General features: G+C 65.9%; 23 protein-coding genes and 1 pseudogene. 17 read left to right on the forward strand and 7 right to left on the reverse strand.

The annotated features are described in order from the left end of the window. Position 1 precedes the first annotated feature (1 nt). Genes ACTIMF_RS14275 through nuoN form a run of 13 tightly spaced genes read left to right on the forward strand, consistent with a single transcriptional unit; the run spans position 2 to position 15003 of the window. On the forward strand, positions 2–556 hold the full coding sequence (locus ACTIMF_RS14275) for a NuoB/complex I 20 kDa subunit family protein (RefSeq protein ID WP_442350961.1): 555 nt from the start codon (positions 2–4) through the stop codon (positions 554–556). Further along, a complete protein-coding gene (locus ACTIMF_RS14280; RefSeq protein WP_442350962.1) occupies positions 553–1245 on the forward strand; it encodes an NADH-quinone oxidoreductase subunit C in 693 nt (230 codons plus the stop codon). Before ACTIMF_RS14275 ends, ACTIMF_RS14280 begins: the two co-directional genes overlap by 4 nt. Continuing rightward, on the forward strand, positions 1245–2546 hold the full coding sequence (gene nuoD / locus ACTIMF_RS14285; protein ID WP_442350963.1) for an NADH dehydrogenase (quinone) subunit D: 1302 nt from the start codon (positions 1245–1247) through the stop codon (positions 2544–2546). The genes ACTIMF_RS14280 and nuoD overlap by 1 nt, the downstream gene beginning before the upstream one ends. After that, positions 2543–3211: an NADH-quinone oxidoreductase subunit NuoE gene (gene nuoE, locus ACTIMF_RS14290; RefSeq protein ID WP_442350964.1), complete on the forward strand. Its 669-nt coding sequence runs from the start codon at positions 2543–2545 to the stop codon at positions 3209–3211. The genes nuoD and nuoE overlap by 4 nt, the downstream gene beginning before the upstream one ends. Then, positions 3208–4563, forward strand: a complete 1356-nt coding sequence (gene nuoF, locus ACTIMF_RS14295; protein WP_442350965.1) for an NADH-quinone oxidoreductase subunit NuoF — start codon at positions 3208–3210, stop codon at positions 4561–4563. The genes nuoE and nuoF overlap by 4 nt, the downstream gene beginning before the upstream one ends. Beyond that, positions 4560–6920: an NADH-quinone oxidoreductase subunit G gene (locus ACTIMF_RS14300; protein ID WP_442350966.1), complete on the forward strand. Its 2361-nt coding sequence runs from the start codon at positions 4560–4562 to the stop codon at positions 6918–6920. The genes nuoF and ACTIMF_RS14300 overlap by 4 nt, the downstream gene beginning before the upstream one ends. After that, positions 6917–8293 carry an NADH-quinone oxidoreductase subunit NuoH gene (gene nuoH / locus ACTIMF_RS14305; RefSeq protein ID WP_442350967.1) on the forward strand — a complete coding sequence of 459 codons (1377 nt, stop codon included), beginning with the start codon at positions 6917–6919 and terminating at the stop codon, positions 8291–8293. The genes ACTIMF_RS14300 and nuoH overlap by 4 nt, the downstream gene beginning before the upstream one ends. Beyond that, on the forward strand, positions 8293–8802 hold the full coding sequence (nuoI, locus tag ACTIMF_RS14310; protein ID WP_442350968.1) for an NADH-quinone oxidoreductase subunit NuoI: 510 nt from the start codon (positions 8293–8295) through the stop codon (positions 8800–8802). The genes nuoH and nuoI overlap by 1 nt, the downstream gene beginning before the upstream one ends. Next, a complete protein-coding gene (locus tag ACTIMF_RS14315) occupies positions 8799–9623 on the forward strand; it encodes an NADH-quinone oxidoreductase subunit J (RefSeq protein ID WP_442350969.1) in 825 nt (274 codons plus the stop codon). The genes nuoI and ACTIMF_RS14315 overlap by 4 nt, the downstream gene beginning before the upstream one ends. Then, positions 9620–9919, forward strand: a complete 300-nt coding sequence (gene nuoK, locus ACTIMF_RS14320; RefSeq protein ID WP_237009733.1) for an NADH-quinone oxidoreductase subunit NuoK — start codon at positions 9620–9622, stop codon at positions 9917–9919. Before ACTIMF_RS14315 ends, nuoK begins: the two co-directional genes overlap by 4 nt. Before the next feature lie 4 nt (positions 9920–9923). Beyond that, positions 9924–11825, forward strand: coding sequence for an NADH-quinone oxidoreductase subunit L (gene nuoL, locus ACTIMF_RS14325; protein ID WP_442350970.1), 1902 nt, complete (start codon positions 9924–9926; stop codon positions 11823–11825). Then, positions 11822–13351, forward strand: a complete 1530-nt coding sequence (locus ACTIMF_RS14330) for an NADH-quinone oxidoreductase subunit M (RefSeq protein ID WP_442350971.1) — start codon at positions 11822–11824, stop codon at positions 13349–13351. The genes nuoL and ACTIMF_RS14330 overlap by 4 nt, the downstream gene beginning before the upstream one ends. Continuing rightward, complete coding sequence (gene nuoN / locus ACTIMF_RS14335; protein ID WP_442350972.1) at positions 13348–15003, forward strand: NADH-quinone oxidoreductase subunit NuoN; 1656 nt, start codon at positions 13348–13350, stop codon at positions 15001–15003. The genes ACTIMF_RS14330 and nuoN overlap by 4 nt, the downstream gene beginning before the upstream one ends. Before the next feature lie 18 nt (positions 15004–15021). Here the strand turns inward: nuoN and ACTIMF_RS14340 are convergent, their stop codons facing one another. From ACTIMF_RS14340 to ACTIMF_RS14350, 3 genes are all read right to left on the reverse strand, one after another. Then, a complete protein-coding gene (locus ACTIMF_RS14340) occupies positions 15022–15297 on the reverse strand; it encodes a 4a-hydroxytetrahydrobiopterin dehydratase (protein WP_442350973.1) in 276 nt (91 codons plus the stop codon). A gap of 35 nt (positions 15298–15332) precedes the next feature. Further along, the gene (locus ACTIMF_RS14345) at positions 15333–16169 is read right to left on the reverse strand and encodes a DUF4190 domain-containing protein (RefSeq protein ID WP_442350974.1); all 837 of its coding nucleotides are present in this window, start codon (positions 16167–16169) and stop codon (positions 15333–15335) included. Between the two features lie 75 nt (positions 16170–16244). Continuing rightward, on the reverse strand, positions 16245–17744 hold the full coding sequence (locus ACTIMF_RS14350; RefSeq protein ID WP_442350975.1) for an MFS transporter: 1500 nt from the start codon (positions 17742–17744) through the stop codon (positions 16245–16247). Between the two features lie 123 nt (positions 17745–17867). Between ACTIMF_RS14350 and ACTIMF_RS14355 the strand changes: the two genes are divergently transcribed. Then, positions 17868–18455 carry a TetR/AcrR family transcriptional regulator gene (locus ACTIMF_RS14355; protein WP_442350976.1) on the forward strand — a complete coding sequence of 196 codons (588 nt, stop codon included), beginning with the start codon at positions 17868–17870 and terminating at the stop codon, positions 18453–18455. On the opposite strand, the gene ACTIMF_RS14360 is transcribed toward ACTIMF_RS14355, so the two are convergent. Beyond that, entirely contained in the window at positions 18420–19838 is a 1419-nt protein-coding gene (locus ACTIMF_RS14360; protein ID WP_442350977.1) for a DUF222 domain-containing protein, read from the reverse strand. The two genes, ACTIMF_RS14355 and ACTIMF_RS14360, sit on opposite strands and share 36 nt — an antisense overlap. A gap of 123 nt (positions 19839–19961) precedes the next feature. Here ACTIMF_RS14360 and ACTIMF_RS14365 point away from each other — a divergent pair, with 123 nt between their 5' ends. Continuing rightward, positions 19962–21305, forward strand: a complete 1344-nt coding sequence (locus ACTIMF_RS14365; RefSeq protein ID WP_442350997.1) for a cryptochrome/photolyase family protein — start codon at positions 19962–19964, stop codon at positions 21303–21305. 21 nt (positions 21306–21326) lie between these two features. Here ACTIMF_RS14365 and ACTIMF_RS14370 read toward each other — a convergent pair. Next, a pseudogene (locus ACTIMF_RS14370) lies at positions 21327–21697 on the reverse strand (hypothetical protein). 91 nt (positions 21698–21788) lie between these two features. After that, a complete protein-coding gene (locus ACTIMF_RS14375) occupies positions 21789–22550 on the reverse strand; it encodes an IclR family transcriptional regulator (RefSeq protein WP_442350978.1) in 762 nt (253 codons plus the stop codon). Between the two features lie 183 nt (positions 22551–22733). On the opposite strand from ACTIMF_RS14375, the gene ACTIMF_RS14380 reads away from it, so the two are divergent. Continuing rightward, positions 22734–24011, forward strand: a complete 1278-nt coding sequence (locus ACTIMF_RS14380) for a DUF6986 family protein (protein WP_442350979.1) — start codon at positions 22734–22736, stop codon at positions 24009–24011. Beyond that, on the forward strand, positions 24008–24823 hold the full coding sequence (locus ACTIMF_RS14385; protein WP_442350980.1) for a bifunctional allantoicase/(S)-ureidoglycine aminohydrolase: 816 nt from the start codon (positions 24008–24010) through the stop codon (positions 24821–24823). Before ACTIMF_RS14380 ends, ACTIMF_RS14385 begins: the two co-directional genes overlap by 4 nt. Positions 24824–24904: 81 nt before the next feature. Here ACTIMF_RS14385 and ACTIMF_RS14390 read toward each other — a convergent pair whose 3' ends face one another. After that, the gene (locus ACTIMF_RS14390) at positions 24905–25627 is read right to left on the reverse strand and encodes an aspartate/glutamate racemase family protein (RefSeq protein ID WP_442350981.1); all 723 of its coding nucleotides are present in this window, start codon (positions 25625–25627) and stop codon (positions 24905–24907) included. Positions 25628–25631 lie beyond the last annotated feature (4 nt).

The following is a 25631-nucleotide window of genomic DNA, read 5'->3' on the forward strand; positions in this document are numbered from 1 at the left end:
TGTGGGAATTGAAGAGAAGCTTCCTGGCGGTCTGCTGCTGACCACCGTCGAGAAGCTCGCCGGGTACATGCGCCGCGGTTCGCTGTGGCCCGCGACCTTCGGATTGGCGTGTTGCGCCATCGAGATGATGGCGTCGACGTCGGGACGCTACGACATCGCGCGGTTCGGCATGGAGGCGTTCCGCGCCTCGCCGCGGCAGGCCGATCTGATGATCGTCGCGGGCCGCGTCAGCCAGAAGATGGCTCCTGTTCTGCGCCAGATCTACGACCAGATGGCCGAACCCAAATGGGTCATGGCGATGGGCGTGTGCGCATCGTCGGGCGGGATGTTCAACAATTACGCGGTGGTGCAGGGCGTCGACCACGTCGTCCCGGTGGACATCTATCTCCCGGGCTGTCCGCCACGACCGGAGATGCTGCTCAACGCGATCCTCACCCTGCACGAGCAGATCGGTCAGATGCCGCTGGGCGTGCACCGCGAGGAGGCGATCCGCGTCACCGAGGAAGCCGCACTCGCGTCCAAGCCAACGATCGAGTTCACGGGGCTCCTGCGATGAGCGGGGAGCTTTCGACCGGGCGCGAGCGTCCGGAGGTCATTGCTACCCGGCACGGGTTGTTCGGCGCGACCGACTCCGGTGACACCTCCGGTTACGGACGTCTGGTCGCCCCGATCACGCTTCCCGGCAACACCGAGCGTCCGTTCGGGGGCTACTTCGACGACGTGGCCGACACTCTCGCCGGAGGGCTGGCCGCACACGGCCTCGCTTTCGACGACGCGGTGCCCAAGTGCGTGATCTACCGGGACCAGATGACGATCCACGTGACCCGGACTCACCTGCAGGCGGTGGCGGCGACACTGCGCGACCACCCGGCGCTTCGCTTCGAACTGTGCCTCGGGGTGTCCGGCGTCCACTATCCGGAGGAGACCGGCCGGGAACTGCACGCCGTCTACCCGTTGCGGTCGATCACCCACAACCGGGCGGTGTCGCTGGAGGTGACGGCGCCCGACGACGATCCGCACCTCCCGAGCCTGTTCCGGATCTATCCGACGACAGACTGGCACGAGCGCGAGACCTACGACTTCTTCGGCCTGATCTTCGACGGCCACCCGTCGTTGATGCGGATCGAGATGCCAGACGACTGGGATGGACATCCTCAGCGCAAGGACTATCCGCTGGGCGGCATCCCGGTCGAATACAAGGGCGCCACCATCGCACCGCCCGACCAGCGGAGGTCGTATCACTGATGACCGACACCTTCACCGTCACCGGGAACGACTGGCAGGACATCGTCACGGCAGTGGCAGATCGAGCGGCCGAGAGCGAGGGGGACGAACGGATCGTCGTCAATATGGGACCGCAGCACCCGTCGACGCACGGCGTGCTGCGCCTGATCCTCGAGATCGAGGGCGAGACCGTCACCGAAGCACGCTGCGGTGTCGGCTTCCTCCATACCGGGATCGAGAAGAACCTCGAGTTCCGCACGTGGACGCAGGGCGTCACGTTCGTGACCCGGATGGACTACCTGTCGCCGTTCTTCAATGAGGTGGCCTATTGCCTGGCGGTGGAGAAGCTCCTCGGAATCACCGACGACATACCACCGCGCGCAGACGTCATCCGAGTGATCCTGATGGAACTCAACCGGATCGCCTCCCATCTCGTCGCACTCGCGACCGGCGGCATGGAGTTGGGCGCGGTGACTCCGATGTTTCTCGGCTTCGGTGCTCGGGAGAAGATCCTCGACCTCTTCGAGGAGATCACCGGACTCCGCATGAATCACGCGTTCGTGCGCCCGGGCGGGGTGGCCGCCGACCTCCCCGACGGCATCGTCGACCGCATCACGGCGGTGTTAGACCATCTGCCGTCGCAGATCGGTGAGGTCGAGGCGCTGCTGAGCGAGAACTACATCTGGAAGGCACGGACCAAGGGGGTCGGCTATCTCGATCTCACCGGTTGCATGGCGCTCGGCGTCACCGGGCCGGTCCTCCGCTCGACCGGACTCCCCTACGACCTGCGCAAGAGTTCGCCCTACTGCGGCTACGAGAACTACGACTTCGACGTCATCACTGACACCCGCTGCGACTCGTACGGGCGGTACGCCATCCGCATCGAAGAGATGAAGCAGTCCATCGGTATCGTCCGCCAGGCCCTGGACAAGTTGGAGCCGGGTCCGGTGATGGTCGCCGACCGCAAGCTCGCATGGCCCGCCGACCTCGCCGTCGGGCCGGACGGCTACGGAAACTCTCCCGAGCACATCGCCGAGATCATGGGCACCTCGATGGAATCGCTGATCCATCACTTCAAGCTCGTCACCGAGGGCATGCGGGTGCCCGCCGGACAATGCTACGTGTCCATCGAATCGCCGCGCGGCGAACTCGGTGTCCACATGGTGTCCGACGGTGGGACGCGCCCGTATCGGGTTCATTACCGCGACCCGTCGTTCACCAACCTGCAGGCCGTCGCGGCCATGTGCGAAGGCGGACTGATCGCCGACGTCATCACCGCGGTCGCCAGCATCGACCCGGTGATGGGAGGAGTGGACAGATGAGTGCAGAACCACTGGACAGGCAACCACTGCCCCTGTTGTTCTCGACCTCGGAGCCGACGCCGCCGATCGAGTTCAGCGGGCCTGCGGCCTACCCCGCAGACGTCCTCGAGAGGTTGCGGCCCGAAGCCGACAAGATCCTCGCACGCTACCCGCAGTCGAGGTCGGCGTTGCTGCCACTCCTGCACCTGGTGCAGAGCGTCGACGGCTACCTCACCCGCGCGGGCGTCGCCTTCTGCGCCGACCGATTGCGGCTGACGACGGCGCAGGTCGCCTCGGTCGCCACGTTCTACACGATGTACCGGATGAAGCCGACCGGAGACTATCTGGTCGGAGTCTGCACCAACACGCTGTGCGCGGTGATGGGCGGTGACGCGATCGCGGCGAGCGTCTCCGAGAAGCTCGGCGTCGAATCCGGCCAGACCACCGACGATGGCACGATCACCTACGAGCGCATCGAATGCAACGCCGCCTGCGACCACGCGCCCGTGGTGATGGTCAACTGGGAGTTCTTCGACGAGCAGACCCCGGAGTCCGTCGACGCGCTGGTCGATGACCTCCGCGCCGGGAATCCACCTGCGCCGAGTCGCGGCTCACCGTCGTTGTGCACATTCCGTCAGACCGCACGACTCCTCGCCGGGCTCCCCGAAACCGGTGATGCGTCATGATCGCCATCGATCTCCCGACGCCGGGCGCCGAGCCCGCCGAGGCGCCCGTACTGTCGCGCTATTGGTCCGACGACGAGCCGTGGCTGCTCCGAAACTATGTGCACCGCAATGGGTATCAGGGCCTCAAGGCTTCGTTGCAGATGACGCCGGACGACGTAATCGACATGATCAAGGCCTCCGGCCTTCGCGGCCGCGGCGGCGCAGGTTTCCCGGTGGGCACCAAGTGGTCGTTCATCCCGCAACGGGAGGAACGACCCAAACCCCACTACCTGGTAGTCAACGCCGACGAGTCCGAACCCGGTACCTGCAAGGACATGCCGCTGATGTTGGCGACGCCGCACATGCTCGTCGAAGGCGTGATCATCGCGGCGTACGCGATCCGCGCACGGCACGCATTCATCTACGTACGCGGCGAGGTCGCGTCCGTCATCCGTCGGCTGCGGGGCGCTGTCGCCGAGGCGTACGAGATCGGGGTGCTCGGCAAGAACATCTTCGGATCGGGCTTCGACCTGGACCTCGTCGTCCATGCGGGAGCGGGCGCCTACATCTGCGGCGAGGAGACCGCTCTGCTCGACTCGCTCGAAGGGCGACGCGGCCAACCGCGTCTGCGTCCACCGTTCCCAGCGAGCGAAGGCCTCTACGCGAGTCCCACGGTCGTCAACAACGTCGAGTCGATCGCAAGCGTCCCGTCAATTCTGCGCAATGGCATCGATTGGTTCCGCGAGATGGGCACCGAGAAGTCCCCCGGCTTCACGCTGTACTCGTTGTCCGGTCACGTCACCCGACCCGGCCAGTACGAGGCGCCCCTGGGCATCACGCTCCGTGAACTCCTCGAGATGGCAGGCGGGATGCGTGCGGGCCACGAGCTCAAGTTCTGGACCCCGGGCGGATCGTCGACGCCGATGTTCACCGCCAAACACCTCGACGTGCCGCTCGACTACGAGGGCGTCGCCGAAGCCGGGTCGATGCTCGGCACCAAGGCCATCCAACTGTTCGACGAGACGACGTGCGTGGTGCGCGCGGTGCTGCGCTGGACCGAGTTCTACAAGCACGAGTCGTGCGGTAAGTGCACGCCGTGCCGTGAGGGCACGTACTGGCTCGTGCAGATCTTGCAACGCATCGAGGACGGGACGGGGACCCAAGCCGACATCGATCTCCTCGCCGAGACCACCGGCAACGTCGTCGGAAAGAGTTTCTGCGCGCTCGGCGACGGCGCGGGCAGTCCCATCACATCCTCTCTGCAGTACTTCCGCGACGAGTACGACGCGCACCTGACCGGTGAGCACGGCCCCGGTGGCTGTCCGTTCGACCCCGCTGCGTCGACGGTGTTCGCGAAGGGAGGCCCGGCATGACCGACACTGTTCGCGACAACGATCTGGTGACCGTCGTGATCGATGACATCGAGGTCTCAGTCCCCAAGGGCACATTGGTGATCCGCGCCGCCGAGATGATCGGTGTCGACATTCCAAGGTTCTGCGACCACCCGCTCCTGGATCCCGTCGGCGCCTGTCGCCAGTGCCTCGTCGAGATCGAGGGCATGCGCAAACCGATGGCGTCGTGCACCACGGTGGTCAGTCCCGACATGGTGGTCCGCACCCAACATTCGTCGCTGGCGGCTGCGTCGGCGCAACGCGGCGTGATGGAACTGCTGCTCATCAACCACCCGCTGGACTGTCCGACCTGCGACAAGGGCGGCGAGTGCCCGCTGCAGAACCAGGCGGTGTCGGCCGGTCGCCCGGTGTCGCGGTTCGGCGGAACCAAACGGACCTACACGAAACCGGTCGCGCTCTCCTCCGAAGTACTCCTGGACCGCGAGCGGTGCGTCCTGTGCGCACGCTGCACCCGATTCTCCGAGCAGGTGGCGGGAGACCCGCTGATCGAACTCGCCGATCGCGGTGCGCTGCAACAGGTCTCCGCGTACGCCGACGACCCGTTCATGTCGTACTTCTCCGGGAACACGGTGCAGATCTGCCCGGTCGGCGCGCTGACCGGTGCCGCCTATCGCTTCCGGTCCCGTCCGTTCGACCTGACGTCGTCGCCGAGTATGTGTGAGCACTGTGCGTCCGGGTGCGCACAGCGCACCGATCACCGGCGCGGAAAGGTGTTGCGTCGCCTGGCAGGCGACGATCCTGAAGTGAACGCGGAGTGGAACTGCGACAAGGGTCGATGGGCGCACGCGTACGTCGACGCTCCCGACCGGATCTCGACCCCGATGGTGCGCGGCGACGACGGTGTTCTCGCTCCGACATCGTGGCCGCACGCGCTGACCCTCGCCGCACGACGTCTCGCCGGCACTCGCGCAGGCGTCCTCGTCGGTGGACGCGCCACGGTCGAGGACGCATATGCCTACGGCAAGTTCGCGCGCGCGGCCCTCTCCACCTCGGACATCGACTTCCGCGCCCGCCTGCAGTCCGACGAGGAAATCGACTTCTTGGCGGCGTATGTGGCAGGCACCGGTGTCGGCGTCACCTACGCCGACCTCGAAGCCGCCTCGACCGTTGTACTCGTCGGGTTCGAGCCTGAAGAGGAGTCGCCGATCGTCTTCCTGCGGCTACGCAAGGCTGTGCGGACGCGCGGCCAGCGGATCCACACGATCGCACCGTGGCTGAGCGCGGGTGCGCAGAAGCTGTCTGCGACGTTGATCGACTGTGCGCCCGGCGACGAGGCCCGCGTGCTGCGCGAGAACGCCGTCGCCGATGCTCTCGCCGAGCCGGGCGCGATCCTGATCGTCGGGGAACGTCTCGCAGGCAGTCCGGGCGCGCTGACCGCTGCCGCCGAATCGGGTGCGCGCCTGGCCTGGATTCCTCGCCGCGCAGGCGAGCGAGGAGCACTCGACGTCGGCGCAGCGCCGAACCTGCTCCCTGCCGGACGTCCGGTGTCGTCTGCCCGGGCCCGCGCCGAGATCGGCGAGACCTGGGGCGCCGAGATCCCCGCGGGTCCCGGGCGGTCCACGTCGCAGATCCTGGAGGCGCTCACCGTGGGTGAGCTCGACACTGTGGTCGTCGGCGGCGTAGAAATCGACGACCTGCCCGACCCGGTCGCTGCCGCCGACGCGATCCGCGCGGCGTCGTTCGTGGTGAGCCTCGAGCAACGGGAGTCGTCGGCGACCGCGCTCGCCGACGTCGTTCTGCCGGTCGCCGCAGCCCCGGAGAAGGCAGGGACATTCGTCGACTGGGAGGGCCGCCCGCGACCGTTCGCCGCTGCGGTGCCCGCCGAATCCGGAAGTGTTCCATTGTCGGACCACCGCGTGCTGCACGCACTCTCGGCCGAGATGGGGGTGGACCTGAACTGTCATGACGTAGCGGCGATCCACGACGAGTTCGCCCGGATCGGGGCCTGGTCCGGTCCACGCCATACCGCCGAGCCGATCACCGCGGTCGCGAGGGAAACCGACCCGCAGCGAGTGGTCCTCGCCTCGTGGCGGATGCTTCTCGACCTCGGACGGATGCAGGACGGCGAGCAACATCTGGCCGGCACCGCACGGGAACCCGTTGCGCGACTTGCGCAGGTCACGGCCGACCGGTTCGGCGTAGCCGACGGGCAGCCGCTGACCGTCTCGACCCAGCACGGGTCCGTCACGCTACGGCTCTCGGTCACCGATATGACCGACGGAGTCGTGTGGCTGCCGATGAATTCGCCCGGATCCCGCGTGTATTCGACTCTGCGCGTCTGCCCGGGTGATGCCGTCGACGTCGAAGGCGCTTCATGATCGCGGCCACCGACTACCCGACGCTCGCCGACTTCGGTTACGACCCGTGGTGGCTGATGCTCGCGAAGGCGATCGGCGTCTTCGCCTTTCTCGTCGTCACCGTCCTCGCCGGGATCCTGATCGAGCGCAAGATCATGGCGCGAATGCAGCGGCGTCTCGGACCGAACCGAGTGGGTCCGGGCGGTCTCCTGCAGTCGTTGGCCGACGGTGTGAAGCTCGCGTTGAAGGAGGGCATCACACCGGCAGGCGTGGACACGGTGATCTACCTTCTGGCCCCCGTCATCGCCGTGATTCCCGCGTTCACCGCGTTCGCCGTCATCCCGATGGGACCGGAGGTGTCGGTGTTCGGGCACCGCACCCCGTTGCAGCTGACCGATCTTCCCGTCGGCGTGCTCTACGTCCTGGCGATCACGTCGATCGGCGTCTACGGGATCATCCTCGCCGGCTGGGCGTCCAGCTCGACGTATCCGCTGCTCGGCGGTCTGCGCTCGACGGCCCAGGTGATCTCGTACGAGATCGCGATGGGACTCTCGTTCGCCTCGGTGTTCCTGATCTCGGCGACCATGTCGACGTCGGAGATCGTCGGCGGGCAACAGCACCACTGGTACATCCTTCTCGTGCTCCCGGCGTTCGTGATCTACCTGATCTCGATGGTCGGCGAGACCAACCGCGCGCCGTTCGACCTTCCCGAGGCCGAAGGCGAACTCGTCGGCGGCTTCCACACCGAGTACTCGTCACTCAAGTTCGCGATGTTCATGCTCGCCGAATACGTCAACATGGCGACGGTGTCCGCGCTGGCCACCACCCTGTTCCTGGGCGGGTGGCAGGCGCCGTGGCCGATCAGCGTGTGGGACGGCGCAAGCTCCGGTTGGTGGCCCCTGCTGTGGTTCACCGCGAAGATGTGGTGCTTCCTGTTCATGTTCTTCTGGCTGCGGACCGCCCTGCCGCGTCTGCGCTACGACCAGTTCATGAACCTCGGGTGGAAGGTGCTGATCCCGGTCGCCCTCGGCTGGGTCCTCGTGGTCGGCGTCATCGACCAGGCCACGCGTGGCCAGTCCGAGCTCGTGACGTCGCTGATCCTCGCCGCCGCCGGGATCTGTACCACCGCTTTGCTGATCTACGCGATCGCCTCCATCAGCCGGTCGAGCGACCCCTCCCTCCGGTCGAGCCACCCCTCCCGCCGGTCGAGCGACCCCTCCCGCCGGTCGAGCGACCCCTCCCGCCGGTCGAGCGACCCCTCCCGCTGGTCGAGCGAAGTCGAGACCTTCGACCCGATGGCAGGCGGCTTCCCCGTTCCACCCCTACCCGGCCAGACGCTGCCGGAGGGTGCTCTAGACAAGAAGATCGCCGTCGATCAGAAGGGAGCCCCGTGATGCCCGAGATCCCGGACAACCTGAAACCAGTAGCTGGATTCGGCACGACGTTCGCGTCGATGTTCCGTAAGCCGATCACCGAGCAGTATCCGGAGGAACGCAAGCCTGCACCGCCCCGCTACCACGGACGACACCAACTCAACCGGTACGACGACGGGTTGGAGAAGTGCATAGGCTGCGAACTGTGCGCATGGGCCTGCCCGGCCGATGCGATCTTCGTCGAAGGCGCGGACAACACCGAGGAGGAGCGGTATTCGCCGGGCGAACGGTACGGGCGGGTGTACCAGATCAACTACCTGCGCTGCATCGGCTGTGGTCTGTGCATCGAGGCGTGCCCGACGCGGGCCCTCACGATGACCGGCGACTACGAGATGGTCGGCACCGACCGCGACGACATGATCTACGAGAAGGATCGCCTGCTCGCTCCGCTCACCGAGTCGATGACTGAGCCGCCGCATCCGATGGCCGAGGGGTCGCGTCCCGAGAACTACTACCGCGGTGAGATATGACGACGACCCTCGCCGCGGGACTCGCGTCGACCTCGGGCACCGAGGCTGCCACTTTCTGGATTCTGGGCGTCATCGTGGTGATCGGTGCGCTCGGCGTCGTCCTGAGCCCGAAAGCTGTGTACTCGGCGGTGTTCTTGGCGATGACGATGATCATCTTCGCCGTCTTCTACGTGATGCAGGGAGCATTGTTCCTTGGCGTGGTCCAGGTGGTCGTGTACACGGGCGCGGTGATGATGCTGTTCCTGTTCGTCTTGATGTTGATCGGCGTCGACTCCTCCGATTCGCTCGTCGAAGCCGTTCGCGGGCAACGCATCGTCGCGATCGGACTGTCGCTCGGGTTCGGCGTCCTACTGGTGGCGGCTATCGGATCGGCGAGTATGGCGCCGTTCGTCGGGGCCCCCGACTTGAGTCACGGCACGGCGCCGGGTGGCGGCAATGAGAACGTCCGAGCGCTCGCCGAGATCATTTTCGTCCGCTATCTATGGGCGTTCGAGTTGACCGGTGCGCTTTTGATCACGGCGACGCTCGGCGCGATGGTGCTCGCCCACCGCCAGCGGACGGGGCCGGTGCACGGCCAGCGCGAACTGTCCATCGAGCGGTTCAAACGAGGCGGGCAGGTGACGCCGCTCCCCGCGCCCGGCGTGTACGCCCGCCACAACGCCGTCGACATCCCCGGTCGTCTCCCCGACGGCAGCCCTTCGCGTCTATCGGTCAACCAGCGTCTCACTCCTCGCGTCGTCGGCCCCTCGGGCAATGCCATCACCGCTGCCCCCACCACCGCTGGTCGAGCGAAGTCGAGACCCCAGGAGCCTCCCCGATGAGCCCCGCGGCCTACCTGTACCTCGCGGCCATCGTCTTCGCGATTGGCGCAGCGGGGGTCTTGTTGCGCCGCAACGCGATCGTCGTCTTCATGTGCGTGGAGCTCATGTTGAACGCGGCCAATCTGGCGTTCGTGACGTTCGCGCGCATGCACGGCAGCTTCGACGGTCAGGTCATCGCCTTCTTCACGATGGTGGTGGCCGCAGCCGAAGTGGTGATCGGTCTGGCGATCATCATGACCATCTTCCGCACTCGTCGGTCCGCTTCGGTGGACGACGCCGACCTGTTGAGGCGGTGACGGCATGGATCAAGCACTGACCGGGCATCTGCTCTGGGTGATCCCCGCGCTGCCCGCGTTCGGCGCGGCGCTGGTGCTGATCGTCGGTCGGCGAACTCAAGCGTGGGCGCACATGGCGACCACTGCGCTGTCCTCGACGTCTGCGGTCCTCGCGATCGCGATGTGGATCGCGATGACCGGTCGTGACAGCGGCGCCAAGGCTGCGTCGAGCAACCTGTACTCGTGGGTCCCGGTCGGCGATCTTCAGGTCGACTTCGGGATGCGCCTGGACCAGCTGTCGATGTGCTTCGTCTTGCTGATCACGGTCGTCGGATCACTCATCCACGTGTATTCGATCGGTTATATGCGGGATGATCCGGACCGCTATCGCTTCTTCGCCTATCTGAATCTGTTCGTCGCGGCAATGCTGATCCTGGTCTTGTCGAACAACTATCTCGGGCTGTATCTGGGCTGGGAGGGCGTCGGCGTCGCGTCGTACCTGTTGATCGGTTTCTGGCAGCACAAGCCAGCCGCCGCCACGGCAGCCAAGAAGGCCTTCGTGATGAACCGCGTCGGCGACATGGGTCTGGCCATAGCGATGATGCTGATGTTCTCGACGTTCGGTTCGGTGAACTTCGACGACGTGTTCGCGCAGGCGTCGTCGGCGAGCGAGGCGACGCTCACCGGGATCGGGTTCATGTTGTTGTTGGCGGCGTGCGGCAAGTCGGCGCAGGTGCCGTTGCAGGCGTGGCTCGGCGACGCGATGGAGGGGCCGACGCCGGTGTCGGCGCTGATCCATGCAGCGACGATGGTCACCGCAGGCGTCTACCTGATCACGCGATCGGGCCCGATCTTCGATCTCGCACCGAACGCACAGACCGGTGTGGTGGTCGTCGGTGCGGTGACGTTGGTGTTCGGCGCGATCGTCGGCTGCGCGAAGGACGACATCAAAAAGGCCCTCGCTGCGTCGACGATGAGCCAGATCGGGTACATGGTGCTGGCTGCCGGACTCGGTCCGGCCGGCTACGCCTTCGCGATCATGCATCTGTTGACGCACGGCTTCTTCAAGGCAGGACTGTTCTTGGGCGCGGGCTCGATCATGCACTCGATGGACGACGAGACCGATATGCGCCGGTACGGCGGCCTGTGGCGGGTCATGCCGATCACGTTCGCAACGTTCGGCCTCGGCTACCTGGCGATCATCGGGATCCCGCCGTTCTCGGGATTCTTCTCCAAGGACGGAATCATCGAGGCCGCACTCGCCGCCGGCGGCACGCGTGGCGTCATACTCGGTGCCGCGACGATCATCGGTGCGGCGATCACGGCCTTCTACATGACGCGCGTGATGGTCATGACGTTCTTCGGGCCGCGCCGGTGGCGATCGCACGCCCACCCGCACGAGTCAGGCGCATCGATGACAGCTCCGATGATCGCACTGGCGGTCGGGTCGGTCGGCGCCGGCGGACTCCTCGCGATCGGCAGCACGTTGCAGGACTGGCTTGCGCCGGTCGTCGGTGAGGCGCCCGAGCACCACGGCGGGATCCCGGTGTGGGTCATCACAGCGATCGTGCTGATCTGCGTCGTCGCGGGCGCGGCCGTCGCCTGGTTCCAGTACGGTCGCGCGCCGATCCCGGAGACCGCGCCGGACGACGTCTCGGCGCTGACACTCGCCGCGCGCGCCGACCTCTACGGCGACGCGTTCAACGAGAGAGTGTTCGCCGGTCCGGGCGCTGCCGCGACCGGAGCCCTCGTCGCCGTCGAAGACCGTGGTCTCGGCGCGGTCCCGTCCGGCGTCGGTTCCGCGGTGACCGGAGCATCGGAGGTAACGCGGCGCGCCCAGAACGGATTCGTGCGGTCGTACGCGTTGTCGATACTGGCAGGCACCGTCGTGATCGCCGCACTGACGTTGGTGGTGAACGTATTGTGACGATGCCCTGGCTCACCGTGTTGTGGCTGCTACCCGCCGTGGCGTCCGTGATCGTGATGCTGCTGCCTGCCGACCGTGCGGCGCGGGCGAAGACAACCGGAGTCGGAGCATCGTTGATCGTGCTCGTCTGGGCGGTGATCCTGGCGTTCCGGTTCGACTCCGGCGGTGGACGCTTCCAGCTGACCGAGGACCTGAGTTGGATTCCCGAGTTCGGGGCGCGCTACTCGCTCGGACTCGACGGTCTGGGTCTCGCGTTGATCCTCCTGACCGCGGTGCTGACTCCCCTGCTGTTGCTTGCAGGATGGCGGGACGCCGACCCATCCGACGGCGGACGTCGAGCGAAATCCGTCCACATCTACATCGCGCTGCTCCTCGCCGTCGAGGCGATGGTGTTGATGAGTTTCGTCGCCACCGACGTCCTGCTCTTTTACATCTTCTTCGAGGCGATGCTCGTCCCGATGTACTTCCTGATCGGCGGCTTCGGGCCGGGTGGTCCAGGCGTGCGCCCCGAACGCTCGCGCGCGGCCGTCACGTTCCTGCTCTACAACCTGCTCGGCGGCCTCGTGATGCTCGCCGCAGTCATCGGCTTGTTCGTCGTCGCAGGTGGATTCGACTTCGTCGCGATCTCGCAGGGCGTGCGCGACGGTTCGCTGGACATGTCGTCGACGACGCAGAATCTGCTGTTCGCAGGATTCGTGTTCGCATTCGCGGTAAAAGCCCCGCTGTGGCCGTTGCACACGTGGCTACCGAACGCCGCAGTCTCCACGACTCCCGCGGCGGCCGTGATGATGATGGCGGTGATGGACAAGGTCGGCACGTTCGCGATGCTGCGATTCTGTGTCGGCCTGTTCCCCGACGCGTCGGCCACCTTCGCGCCACTGCTGTGCACACTGGCGGTGATCAGCATCGTGTACGGCGCGGTGATGGCGATCGGTCAGCGCGACGTGATGCGCCTGATCGCGTACACGTCGATCTCGCATTTCGGTTTCATCGTGCTCGGTGTCTTCGCGTTGACCGCACAAGGACAGAGCGGGTCGGCGCTCTACATGGTCAACCACGGTGTCTCGACGGCCGCGCTGTTCTTGATCGCCGGCTTCCTGGTCAGCAGGCGCGGGAGCTCACTGATCGCCGATTACGGCGGCGTCCAGAAGATCGCGCCGGTCTTGGCCGGAACGTTCCTGGTCGCCGGCCTCGCCACGTTGTCGCTCCCCGGACTCGGCCCGTTCATCAGCGAGTTCCTCGTGTTGATCGGCACGTTCGTCCGCTACCCCGTCGCCGGGATCATCGCAGCCATCGCACTCGTGCTATCGGCGGTGTACATCCTGTGGACGTATCAACGCATGATGGGCGGTCCGGTGCGCGAAACGAGTTCGACGATCACCGATCTCGGTGTCCGGGAGAAGGTCGTGGTCGTGCCGTTGATCGCTGCGTTGCTCGTTCTCGGCTTCTATCCGCGACTGATCCTCGACTTCGTGAATCCGACTGTCGACGCGAGCATCTCGTCCGTCCATGGAGGTGAGCGATGACCGTCGCTCTCGATGCGCCGAGCATCGACTATTACCGACTCTCGCCGATGCTCATCGTGTTTGGCGTCGCCGTGGTGAGCGTCCTGGTTGAGGCGTTCGTCTCGTCGTCGGCCCGCTACCGCGTGCAACTGGGGCTGTCGTGCGCGGGACTCGTCGCGGCGATGATCGCACTCGGCTTCGTCGCGACGTCGGCCACCGACGACTCCCCCTCGACGCGCACGTTGGTGAGCGGAGCCGTACTGGTCGACGGCCCGGGTCTGTTCGTGCAGGGCGTCGTGCTGCTCGTCGCTCTTGGCGCGGTCGCTTTCATGGGCGAGCGACGTCTCGATCGTGTGTGGGCGTCCGTAGAGGTCCGCACTACGGCCGGTGAACGGATCGCTGTCGGCGGAGGTGCAGACGAGGTCACCGCCGGGTACGACGCCGATCTGCCTGCCGACGCGTTCACTCCGTCGGGCGCGACGGTGCCGGGCTCGGGTGACGAACTCGCCGCAGGCCGCGCGGGTTTCCTGACAACTGAGGTGTACCCGCTGACGTTGATCGCGGTCGGCGGGATGATGCTGTTCGGATCGTGCGGCGACCTGTTGACGATGTTCATCGCTCTCGAAGTGCTGTCGCTGCCGTTGTACGTGCTGTGCGGGTTGGCGCGGCGTCGTCGACTGCTCTCGCAGGAGGCGTCGCTCAAGTACTTCCTACTGGGCGCGTTCTCGTCCGCGATCTTCTTGTTCGGCACCGCCTTCGCGTACGGCGCGAGCGGATCACTGTCGTTGCGTGACGTCGGCGCCACGCTGCTGACCGGCGACGAGCGGACGTTCGGGATCATCGCGTTATGTCTGATCGCTGTCGGACTGTTGTTCAAGGTCGGTGCCGTCCCGTTCGGATCGTGGGTGCCCGACGTCTACCAGGGCGCGCCTACGCCGGTGACGTCGTTGATGGCGTCGGCGACAAAGGCCGCCGCGTTCGGTGCGCTCCTACGCGTGTTGCACGTCGCGTTCCCGGAACTCGCGGATGTCGCGCGTCCGGCGTTGTGGACGGTGACGATCGCGACGATGGTGATCGCGACGATCATGGCAGTGGCCCAGAGCGACGTGAAGCGGATGCTCGCGTACTCGTCGGTGAGTCACGTCGGATTCGCGCTGGTCGGAGCCATCACCATCACCGCGGACGCGCTGGGCGCGACGCTGTTCTATGTCGCCGTCTACGCGATATCTGCGTTCGGCGCGTTCGCGCTGCTCTCAGTGGTGCGCGACGCCGCGGGGCGCGAGGAGGCGGACCTTTCGGCCTGGGCGGGTCTCGGCAGGCGGCATCCCTTGGTCGGCGCGATGATGTCGCTGATGCTGCTCTCCTTCGCCGGGATCCCGTTGACGGGCGGCTTCATCGCGAAATTCGCAGTGTTCTCAGCTGCAGGCGAGGCCGGGTCGTGGCCGCTGGTGATCGTCGGCGTCCTCTGCAGTGCGATCGCCGCATACTTCTACGTCCGCGTGATCGTAGCGATGTTCTTCGCCGACCCGCCCGCTGATGGTCCGACGGTCCTGACACCGAGTCCGCTGACCACGGTGCCGATCGCGGTGAGCGTCGGCCTGACCCTGCTGCTGGGAATCTTCCCGCAGTGGCTCCTCGACCTGACGAGCGACATCGCCACATTCATCGGCTGAGCTCGTGCTCGGTGAGCGTCAGCTGATCTCCATGCCATCGGCGATAGCCGAGATCTCGCGTGCCGCGTTGTGGTCCTTCTCGGTCACGGTGTCACCCGCGTCATGCGAGATGAGGGTCAGCGTGACCTTCGGGTAGCGGAAGTCGATGTCGGGATGATGATTCGCGGCTTCGGCAGCGTCGACGACTCGTGTCACGAAGTCGAGGCCGCGAACCATCGATCCCGTCTGGAAGGTGGCGACGAGACCATCCGCGGTCTCTGTCCAACGTGGGGCGGTCGTGTCCTGTGAGTCCATGACTCGACCATGCCACCGCTGTCAACAGCTCGACGCTATTCGACCGAGACGAAGGCCTCGTCGCCTAGCGGCCCGAGTTCTATACGAAGCACCCCGGACGCGTTCTTTGGGGTCTCGATGTCGACATTGCCGGTCGCCTCGCCGCCCTTGTAAAGCTCGCCTTCGAGCACCGGGTCGGGAGTCACTGCCGAAGATTCATACGGCTTGTACGTTTTACCGTCGTCTGACACGAATGCCACGGAAACAAAGTCCGCATAGCTTGAGTCGTCACCGGTGTACATAACCGTCAAATTAACCAGGGAGTACACGTTGCCCGACGCAGGCTCCTCGTTGAACGAATTGGCCTCGAGGACATCATCGGTCGCGTCGGCGATAAAGCTGTTGACCACGACCTTCCACTCGTCAGAAGACAGCGTGGAACCGATCTTCGCTGGGTTCTCGCGCGACCCAACCGCGTTCGCGGTGTCCTCGGTTCCGCCATCACCAACCCTTGCACCCTTATCGACGACCGTCGCAGTGTCAGGAGTGAACGCGTCATCGAGGGCGTCGCTGACGACGGTCAGGAACACTACCGCCGCGACGATAGTCCCGATGACGGAGACGATGATGGCAGAGATGGACGTGCCCTTGCCTCGCCCTGCCTGGAAGAGTCCGACGAGGCCGAGGATGAAGGCGACGGGCAGAAGCACCCAACCGACGATGAGAGCACCGGGAATGCATCCGAAGATGAAACCGACGATCGCCATCACCAATGCCACGAGGCCGACGGTGTTGCGGCGCTTGTCGGTTGGCGGCGTCGGCGGCATGTACCCCTGCGGCGGGAACTGAGCCTGGTACTGCGGCTGGGACTGTGCGGGGTCGGGATAGGTCATGTCGTGTCTTTCGTTAGCAACCAGATACCCGACGGATATCGGGTGATCTGCAAGCTAGCGCGCACCTCCGACAATTCAGTCTTTCGTCGCACTCCCTGTCCGACTCGGAAGGACTACTGCTACGACGACAGCCATCGCGACCAACAGTGCGCCGCCGACGCCGACGGCAGTGTGCACTCCGCCGACAAACGATTCCCGTGCCGCGTGGACCATGGTCGCATCGTCGCCGAACGCGGTGACGACGTCGTCGAGCGTCCCTTCGAAGCGTGTGCCAGACGGACCGGTTCCGCGCTGGAACACCAAAGAGGCGAGCGAGCCGAGTAGAGCGAGTCCGAGTGCGTTCCCGAGTTCGAAGCTCGTCTCCGAGATACCGGTCGCTGCTCCGGCGCGCTCCTGTGCCACCGAGGAGACCGCCACGTCGGACACGAGACTGAACGCTATGCCGTAGCCGATACCGGCGATCGCCGAACCGAGCACGTACGCCCAGACACCGCCGTCGACAGCGATCCCGAGCAGGAGGAAGTTTCCGATTGCGGCCGCACCGAGAGAGGTGATGAATCCCGTGCGCGGGCCGATACTCTCGGTGATCCGAGCCGCCGATAGCGAGAACACGAATACGGTGACGGCCATCGGAATCCCGAGGATCGCGGCGTCGAGCGGATCGCGGCCGGTGACCGATTGCAGGTAGATGCTCGACAGGTAGCTCAGTGCGGCCAGCGACATCATGCCGACGAGGCTCGATCCGATCGCGACCGCGAAGCCCTTGTTGCGCAGCAGGTCCAGGTCGAGCAGCGGGTGAGCGGTTCGCTTCTCGTGCCGCACAAAAGCCACCAGAAAGGCGACGCCGACTACCGCAGCGATCAGCGCAGTGAGATCTAGCCCGTCGACGGCGGCATGCTTGATCGCGTACACGGTCGGGAGGATGCCCGCCATCGACAGGACGACGCCGACCACGTCGAACGGCGCATCCGTCTTGACGCGATGCTCTGGCAGTAGGAACGGTCCCGCGATTAGTAGAACGACGAGCACTGGGAAGTTCACCAGGAACACCGATCCCCACCAGAAGTGTTGCAGCAGAACACCTCCGACGACGGGACCAATAGCGGCGCCGCCCGCGAACGCCGCCGTCCACGCACCGATGGCGCGGGCCCGCGCCGCCGGGTTCGGAAACATGGTCGAGATGAGCGACAGACTCGACGGCAAGAGCGTCGCACCACCGACACCCATGAGTGCCCGCGCGGCTATGAGCATCGTCGGGTCGACGGAGAACGCGGCCATCACCGATCCGGCACCGAAGGTAGCCGCACCGCCGAGCAAGAGTAGGCGCCGTCCGATTCGATCGCCAAGGTTGCCCATCGTGATGAGCAGACCCGCGAGCAGGAAGCCGTAGATGTCGAGGATCCACAGCGACTCCGTGCCACTCGGGTGGATGTCGTGAGTGAGCCGCGGCATCGCCAGGTACAGCACCGACACGTCCATGGACACCAGCAGAACCGGCAGGATGAGAACCGCCAACCCGAACCACGTGCGCCGCGGCGTCGGCGCAAATGTGGCTGTCGACGCGCCGGTGACCATTGATAACCTCCCGAAGAGCGAAGCGGTGCGTACACGGTACGCACCGGGATGTGCGACTCGAAACTAACCGATGGGTACGGTGTACGCAAGCGAAATCTTCGCGCAGCCGAGCAAAGGAGACCGATGCCACCGTCACGTCAGTCGAAGCTGACGATGCCCGCCATCGTCGAGACAGCCATCGAACTCGCGGACACCGAGGGCCTCGGCGCGCTATCGATGCGCAAGCTCGCGACCACGCTGGACGCGGGCACGATGTCGTTGTACCGGCACATCTCGGATAAGGACCAGCTCATCGGCGCAATGGCCGAAGTGGCAGGCGCCGCGTTCGCATACCCGTACGACCAGGACGGTTCGTGGACCTGGCGCGAACGGGTCACTATCGCGGTCGATCTGGACTGGGCGCTGTTCGAGCGACACCCCTGGATGGTCCTCGCCTACGCCGCACCTCGCTACACGTTGTCCGAGTCGTCTCTGGCATGCCTACGGTGGCTCGCCGATGGGCTGACCGATCTCGGCGTCGACGACGAGGAGGCGACGTCGATGGCGTTGTCGGTCTGGGACCTCACCAACGGCGTCGCCCTGATGCTCGCGACTGACCGAATCCTGCACACAGGCCCGCGGGAGGCTTCGGTCCCCGACGGGCTGAAGGAGCGGCTCGACGTCGGAGTGGAATCGCTATGCCGCGGGTTCGCGGCACGCGAGACTGATTGAAGCCTCATCCGCGCTCGCAGCCTTCCATGCCCACGCCGCGTATAGGACTTCGGTGGCATAGCCGAGGTCCAGTCGCCCGCCGTTGGTAGGGGCGACGGCGTGCGGATCGACATGCGGATTGTCTTCCCACCCCAGAGGAGTGGAGTGCAACGGAGCCTCCTCGAGAAGGTCGCCGTGCGTTCCGCGGAACGCGAATTGTTGTCCGCCGAGAGCATCGATCGAGAACAGGCCGTTATGCAGGGCGCGGTGGTGCTGGCTGCACAGGAGAATCAGGTTGTCCGGGTCGGTGGTCCCGCCGTTCGACCACGGACGCACGTGGTGAATGTGCAGGTGGCGAGTCCGCCCACAGCTGGGAGCGCGGCATCCGCGGTCGCGCATCGACACGATGCGCACGAGCGCCGCGTTCGGGGCGCGCCGCTTGCGGCCCCAGGCCAGAACGGGACCCATTCGGCGTCCACCGACGGTCACGACATCCCCGACACCGTGTTCGACAGTGCGGTACGAGGCGTCGCATTCGACTTCTTCGCGTTCCGCGGAACGCAGTTCAGGTCCGCCGTCGATCGTTGCCACACCGTCCACCTCATGGATGAGCACTTCCCCGCCCACGGCGACCTCGGGCAGACCGACGCCCTCGATGACGGCGTCGGCTTGAGCCAGTAGAGCGGGAGCGACGTTATAGGGCACGTTCTGCCAGAGGTCGCGACGCAGGCGCGGCGTGATGTCTGCATCGCCCAACTCGGCGGAGTCGCGGGTTGCAGCGATCGCTGCGGCGTCGGCGAGCGGATCGTCGGCCGTGCGGGTGCGCCAGTACTCGGCGTGCACGATTCCGGCAAGGAAGTGGGCGCCGTCGACAGCGGTGAGATGGGCGGTCACCGTGAGCGTGCCGTCGAGCTCCCACATCCAGTGCGCGACCGACTCGGCGACGACCGGTTCGGGGTACGTCCCGTCTTCGTCGAGTCCGTCCTGCTTGCGGATCGCGGCGACGAGCCGCTCGACCTGGCTCGCGGTCGCTGAGAGTGCGAACTCGGTGAGTTCCGCATCCCGCAGCGGGTCTGCGATCCGGGTGATCGCCCGGACTTTGGAGTACGAGAGCTGACCGGCGTGGAACTCGGCGTCGAGCAATGGAAGGTCGGACAAGGCCCGCGCGACGCGCACCTGGTCTTGCGCGGCACGCAGACCGACGCCGGTCTGCCACGACAGCCAATGCGCACACGACCGGATACCGTCGACCATCCAGTACTCCTTGGCGTCGAACTCACGGACGTAATCGAGAGCGACGGCCTTGAGTGCGGTCATCTGCGAGGCATAGCCCACGATCCGGTCGACGAGCTCCTCCCGCGAGAGCCTCGCCGGGTCGGCCGGACGGAAGATTGATACTGTCATAACGCCCCCTCAAATAGAACAACTGTTCGATGTGTTTAAGAGTATCCGCCGGGTGCGACAATTCTGGTCGAACGTCAGTGGACGTTCACCCACCGACCGACAGGGAGTATCCCCATCGATTCGCTGCAGAGTCCGTCCATCGTGTGGTTCCGTCGTGACCTCCGGCTCCGCGATCTTCCGACCCTGTCTGCTGCAGCGACCGAGGGAGACTCTGCGGCCGCGCTCTTCGTACTCGACGAGCACGTGGCCCGACCTGGACCACGCACCGATTTCTTCCTCTCCTGCCTTCGTGACCTCGACGAACGACTCGGCGGTCGCCTGATCGTCCTACGCGGCGACCCGGTCGTCGTCGTGCCGTCACTCGCAGACCGCATCGGGGCCGCCGCGGTACACGTCTCTGCCGACTACTCGCCGTACGGCGCCCGCCGAGACGCAACGGTCGAGACCGCCCTCCGGGCCGTGCCGCTGGTCCGCACGGGTTCGCCGTACGCTGTGGCTCCCGGCCGCGTGCGCAAGGCGGACGGCAGCGAGTACCGAGTGTTCGGGCCGTATCAGCGAGCCTGGCACGAACATGGTTGGCGCTCCCCCGCGTCAACCGGTGCTTCCACGGTGCGCTGGCTCGACCCATCCGACGTCGTCGACAGGACGCCACTTCCCGCACTGAGCGCGGAGCCTCCGGTGAAGCCAGGCGAGGACGCCGCCAACGCACGATGGGCACAGTTCCTCGACGAGTCGCTCGAGCACTACGCCACCGATCGAGACCGGCCGGACCTGGATCGGACCAGCAGACTATCCGCCTACCTCAAGGTCGGATGTCTGCATCCGAGGACGCTCCTGCACGATCTACGCGACCGGTCAGACCCGGGCGCATCGAAGTTCCGCAGCGAACTGTGCTGGCGGGAGTTCTACGCTGATGTCCTCCACCACCGGCCCGACAGCGCCTACCGGGAGTTCGACGAGCGCTTCAACCGGCTCGAATACGACGCGGGCCCCGACGCGGACATCGCGTTCCGCGCATGGTGCGACGGCCTCACGGGATACCCGATCATCGACGCCGGTATGCGCCAACTCGCAACCGAGGGCTGGATGCACAACCGGATGCGCATGATCGTCGCCTCGTTCCTCACCAAGGACCTCCACCTTCCGTGGAAACGGGGCGCACGGCATTTCATGGATCTCCTCATCGACGGCGACCTCGCGTCCAATCAACATGGATGGCAATGGGTCGCCGGTTCCGGAACAGACGCCGCACCGTATTTCCGGGTGTTCAATCCGACGCTGCAAGGCGAGAAATTCGACCCGGACGGCGACTACGTCCGCCGGTGGGTACCCGAACTTCGGTCTATCCCCGGCCGCGGGGTACATCGACTCAAGAACGGACGCCCGACCGATTATCCGGCGCCGATCGTCGACCACGCGGTGGCGCGCCTCGACGCGCTCGACCGCTGGGCCGAGATCAAGAGGTGACAGACATCGATGCCCGCACCGTCACACTCTGCACAGTGGGCGGATGTCACCGAAGCTGCCGGTGACCGGAGAGGTCAGCATGAGGCACGATACCCGGCCCGGGTCACCGACCAGCGCCCACGAATAGTCGTCGGCGATATACGCGACGAGGTAATTACTCGGCCCACGGTGCGTCGGTCGATGAGTGAGTACTTCGCGGTGGTGTCCCGGACGCAGTCGACGTTGTAGGGCGCCGGGTTCGCGGCCAGCTGATGCCACACCCCCCCCAGATAGCGCTCGAGATCGACGCGCGGCACCGGCCGCAGCAGCGCTGCATCAGCGGGGGCGGCCATGGGTACGACGACGGCAACCGACGCTGCACCGACCAGACCCACGATGAGACGACGGAACATGAGAATCTCCAAACACACGCGACGGACCGACACGTACGTATGGCGATTCGGAGCGGCGCGCGAACTGAATGGGTGAGGACCCCTCCGGCCGCTACTCCTCCATCGCTCCGATCAGCGCCTCGGAGATGATGCCCGTGGCCTTCTTCAGCGCGGGCACCGCCTTGGAGATCAAATCCTTGTTCACGCGCGCCGACGGGCCGGAGATGCCGATCGCCATCGGAGTCGGGGCGCCGGGCACCGCCATGGCCACGCACCGCACGCCGACCTCCAACTCCTGGTCGTCGATCGCATACCCGTCGGCACGGACCCGTTCGACGTTCGCGAAGACCGTCGACAGTGTCGACGCGCTGTGCCGTGTCGGCGCCGGAAGACCTGACTGAGTGACGAGTTTGAGAATCCGCGCATCGTCCAACTCGGCGAGTACGGCCTTACCCACCCCGGAGGTGTGCAGACCGACTCGCTTACCGATCTCGTTGTTCGTGCGCATCGTGTGCAACGACGGGACCTGACCGGTGTAGATCACCATGTCGCCGTCGAGCACCGCGAGGCTCGCCGTCTCCGACAGCTCGTCGACCAACGACTGCAGCACCGGACCTGCGACCGCTCCGAGTTGCCGGTTAGCGACCTCACCAAGGCGAATCAGTCTCGGCCCCAACGCATATCGCCGGTTCGGCAGTTGTCGGACATAACCGATCCCGACCAGGGTCCGCAGGAGTCGGTGGATGGTCGGCGGCGGCAGCGGCGACTCCGCCGACAACTCGGTGAGCGAGCACTCACCACCCGCTCGGCCTATGAGCTCCATCAACTCGAAGGCACGCTCCACCGACTGCACACCCGAGGCCTTCTCCGCCATACGATCCACTCTCAGCCGACGATAATGATTCCATTCAACAGCCCCGCAACAACTTCCGCAATACGGAATCGGCAGAGTCTGCCATCAGAGCGCTGTCCTGTACTTTCGCGCCTCCGCATACTAAACTCCACGATGCGGAATTAATCCTCCGCATTGCCTTCCCAACGGTGAGGAGAGCCACCTGTGACACGACACCTCGACGACGCCGTGCTCACCGACGTCGACCGCCGCCTGCGCGACGCCGACGCCGCGCTCGCGATGCAGTACCCCGGCGACGACGGACGACGGCAGCCGATCCACACCGTCTACGTCCCGGGTGACCGCTACACGGCGACGACACCCGCCGACTGGGGCTCCACCGCGCTCGAGGCCGCTCGCACCGCAGGCGGGCTCGACGCCGTCGCATCAATGGTCGGTGTCACCAACGACACCGACTGCGAGCCCGACACTCTCGCAACGCTGGTGCAGCACAAGCTGACCGCCGAGCCGATCGAGGACCTCCGCATCGACTTCGAGGACGGCTACGGCACGTTCGATGACGCGACTGAGGACGGCCACGTCGAGCAGGCGATCGCCGCACTGCGCGTCGCAATCGGCGCGGGCACGTCCACACCGTTCGTCGGTACCCGGTTCAAATGCTTCGAGGCGAACACGCGCGCCCGCGGAATCCGCACGCTCGACATGTTCGTCAGCGGTCTCGTCGAGTCGGGCGGGCTGCCCGACGGCCTGACCCTCACTCTCCCCAAGGTGACGTCGGTCGACCAGGTGAAGGCGATGGTCGCCGTCGCCGATGCCCTCGAAGCCGCGAATGGCCTGCCCGACAACCGGATCCGTTTCGAGGTGCAGGTCGAGACTCCGCAGGCGATTCTCGGCTCCGACGGACGCGCACCCGTCGCTCAATTCGTCCACGCAGGTGCCGGACGGGTCAGCTCGCTGCACTACGGCACCTACGACTACTCGGCATCGCTCGGCATCGCCGCGGCCTACCAGTCGATGGAGCATCCGGTCGCCGACCACGCCAAGAACGTCATGCAGCTCGCAGTGGCCGGGACCGGCGTCCACATGTCGGACGGGTCTACGAACATCCTCCCGGTGGGGGACGCCGACAACGTCGCCAGAGCGTGGCGGCTGCACGCCCGCCTCGTCCGACGACACCTGGAACGCGGGATCTACCAGGGCTGGGACATGCATCCCGCTCAACTCGTGACTCGCTATCTCGCGACCTACGCGTTCTACCGAGGCGCGTTCGGCCCCGCCGCCGCGCGCTTGCGCAACTACGTCCACCGACTCGACTCCACCGTGATGGACGAGCCCGCGACCGCCCGCGCGCTCGCCAATGTGATCCACCGCGGCTTCGTGTGTGGAGCCCTCACCGTCGACGAGATCGAGGCGACCGTCGACCTCCCCATGACAACCGTGCGCGGCATCGCGCTCGGCCGCCCTACCAGGAGTGACCAGTGACCACAGCGTCGTACTACACGCCCCGCGGCGGCCTGCCGCCGCAGACCGACCTGCTGACCGACCGCGCCATCGTCACCGAGGCCTACACGGTGATCCCGCGCGGTGTTCTCTCCGACATCGTCACGTCCGTCCTCCCCGAGTGGACCGACACGCGGTCGTGGATCATCAACCGTCCCGTCGCGGGCGGGGCGACAACGTATTTCCAGGCGATCGTCGAGGTGAAGCCGGGTGGCGGCGCGCAGCGGCCCGAGCCCCAGCCCGAGGTCGAGGGGTTCCTGTTCGTCACATCCGGAGCCCTCATCGTCAACGCGTCAGGACAGTCGCAGACGTTGGCCGAAGGCGGCTTCGCCTACCTCCCCGCGGGCACCGACTGGTCGGCCCGCAACGACGGCGACGCCGATGCGACGTTCGTATGGATCCGCAAGCGCTACGAGGCGATCGACGGCCACACCCCGTCGGTCAAGTTCGGCAACGAGCAGGACATCGAACCGTCGGCGATGCCAGGCACCGACGGCAAGTGGCGCACCACCCGCATGCTCGACCCGCAGGATCTGGCGTACGACATGCACGTCAACGTCGTCACGTTCGAACCCGGTGCGACGATCCCCTTCGCCGAGACACACGTGATGGAACACGGACTGCTCATGCTCGAAGGTAAGGCGGTCTACCACCTCAACGGCGACTGGGTCGAAGTCCAGGAAGGCGACTTTCTATCGCTGCGCGCGTTCTGCCCGCAGGCCTGCTACGCAGGCGGTCCGTCGAACTTCCGTTACCTGCTGTACAAGGACGTCAACCGCCAGATCATGCTCTGATCTCGCAGTAAACCCCCCGCGAGACGAAGGAAACCGGGCGCCTGGGAGGCGACGCCCGGTTTTCCTTCCGTTTGCGCGCGCTTACAGCTGGAACGGCCAGCCGGTCACCTGCTTCTTACGCGGAGTCGCATAGGTTCGCACCTTGGACGTCGACAACCCCATCCGAACCAGACCTTCCGCGATCGTCACCGCCGAACGGACACCGTCGACGATCGGGACTCCCGTCGCCTCCGTGACCTTCGCTTCGAGTTCGGCCATTCCGCCGCAGCCAAGACAGATCACCTCAGCGTGGTCGATCTCGACCGCTTCGCGCGACTGCGCGACGATCGCCTCGACGGCACGCTCGGGATCGGACTCCAGTTCGAGCACGCCGAGGCCTGACGCACGCACGGACGCGCACCGAGCGTCCAGGCCTGCGAGCTTGAGTCGGTCCTCGATGAGCGGAACCGTGCGATCGAGCGTCGTGACCACCGAGTACTTGTGGCCGAGGTACATCGCGGTCGATGCCGCGGCCTCGGTGATGTCGACGACGGGAACGTCAAGGAGTTCTTGCAGCCCCTCGCGCCCATGCTCGCCGTACCCGGCCTGGATGACGGCGTCGAACGGCTCGGGGTACGACGTCACAGCGTCCATCACCGCGATCGCCGCGAGGTAGCTCTCGAAGTTGCCCTCGCACGAGTCGGCGCCGAATCGTGGCGTGATGCCGACGATCTCGGTCCCGGGCGAAGCGACGCCGCGCGCCGACTCGGCGATCGCCTCGGTCATCGACGCGGTCGTGTTCACATTGGCGACAAGAATTCGCATGAAA

This window comes from Gordonia sp. (in: high G+C Gram-positive bacteria) (assembly GCF_052106715.1).
GTDB lineage: Bacteria > Actinomycetota > Actinomycetes > Mycobacteriales > Mycobacteriaceae > Gordonia.